The organism is Vibrio sp. 10N.261.52.A1 (assembly GCF_002876325.1).
GTDB classification, from domain to species: Bacteria; Pseudomonadota; Gammaproteobacteria; order Enterobacterales; family Vibrionaceae; genus Vibrio; species Vibrio chagasii.
Genome location: NZ_MCYD01001249.1, coordinates 1 through 966, shown reverse-complemented (window position 1 = coordinate 966; position 966 = coordinate 1). Strand labels below are relative to the sequence as shown.

Annotated in this window: 1 protein-coding gene and 1 pseudogene; both read left to right on the top strand. The window is 45.0% G+C overall.

What is annotated here, in order from left to right; genetic code table 11:
• A partial coding sequence (locus tag BCT81_RS26345) for a DUF3549 family protein (protein ID WP_102426370.1) occupies nt 1-802 on the top strand: 802 nt, incomplete at its 5' end.
• Between the two features lie 88 nt (nt 803-890).
• Nucleotides 891-966: pseudogene (locus tag BCT81_RS26340) on the top strand (DUF3301 domain-containing protein); the annotation flags it as partial.

Here is a 966-nt window from a genome sequence, read left to right as displayed (position 1 = left end):
ACTCAACCAAGCCGATGTAGGTAACTTTTTAAAGTTCGTATTAGAAGCGATGGGCACGCGTTTAAGTGGTGAGATCAGCGAAGAGCAACAAGAGAAGCTGTCGAACAACCCATACACCTTCAAGCCTTCTGAAGACAAAATGGCGGTATTCCATAGCCAAGTAAGAGCTGAATTAGATCTTGCGACCAGCCAATACTACGAACATGCTCAGCACTACTTCACCGGAGAATTAGGCTGGGATAATTGGCAGACCGTTGGCCTACAAGGCATCACTGATATGTGTGCCCGTCTCGGCAGCCAACAAAACGGTGTCGCGATTCGTAAAGCCTTCAAGAAACTTCCTTCTGAGCCGCTTTACGCAACATTAGGTGCACTTGAGCACACGCAAATTAATGACAAGCTAGCCCAACGTTTACAAGAGATGGCAGAGAACGAGATCAACAGCGATGAACCAGACCTGTTCTTATTGTCTGCGCTAGTGCGTGCCCTATCGGGTGCAGAGCCAAGCATCACCAATGCTGTGATTAACCAAGTTCTGGCGAGCCCACGTTTAAGTCACCAAGAAGTATTGATTGGTTTAGCAGGCCGAAGCTGGCACGCTCTACAAGATCCAGCAATTGCTAAGCAATTCCTGTTGCGCCTCGCACAAACTGGCAATCAAAACCTATTCAACCAGCTATTTGCTGATCTGGTGATGATTCCAGCTCTGAGAATGGTATTTTTACCATTGCTGAACTCAAACCCATCTCCAGAATTGGCGAATGCACTGATCGAGTTACAGCAAGCAACTAAATCTCAGTAACGCTTTAGCAACTAGCTGATAAGAATGAATCAAACTGCTTATAGCTAGGGTTAAATAGGAAGAAAAAGTAAAAGGAAGTATGGATTAAATGATAGATAACTTATTGGCTATTTTGTTTCTGTGCTTCTTTTGCTTTCTGTTTTGGCAGCAGCGCAGGCAATCTG